Annotated in this window: 1 pseudogene; it reads left to right on the plus strand. The window is 68.0% G+C overall.

The annotated features are described in order from the left end of the window. Positions 1-172: 172 nt before the first annotated feature. Positions 173-534, plus strand: a pseudogene (locus FLX07_RS35955) (sugar ABC transporter substrate-binding protein); the annotation flags it as partial.

Genomic DNA, 534 nt, shown 5'->3' on the forward strand with positions numbered 1-534 from the left:
CTTCACGGTGATCACCAATCTGTTCATTCTCAACGGCCTCAACACGGCCGACCAGCTCGTCGCCAAGGGCGCGATCATCGTCGTCGCGGTGCTCCTGCAGCGGCGAAGCCTCACCTCACACACCTGATACCGGGGCCGGATCGGAATCCGACCGGCCCCAAAAGGAGAAGATATGGACAAGAACGTCGGCCGGCGCGGCTTCCTCTGGAGCGGAGCCGTCCTCGGCGCGGGCGCCCTCGTCACGGCCTGCACCAGCAACGAGCCGGCGGCGCAGGCGAGCGCGCCGGTCGCTGCCGCCACCGCCGCGGCCACGGGCGGGAACGAGGCCCCGGGCGACAAGGTCGTCATCGGCTTCTCGGCCCCGGCCGCCGACCACGGCTGGATCGCCGCCATCAGCAAGAACGCGACGGACGCGGCCAAGCAGTACTCCGATGTGGAGTTGAAGGCGGTCGAGCCGACCAACGACATCAACCAGCAGATCTCCGCGGTGGAGTCGCTGATCCAGGCCAAGGTCAACGTGCTGGTGATCCTGCC

Source organism: Microbispora bryophytorum (assembly GCF_006874465.1).
GTDB classification, from domain to species: Bacteria; Actinomycetota; Actinomycetes; order Streptosporangiales; family Streptosporangiaceae; genus Microbispora; species Microbispora bryophytorum.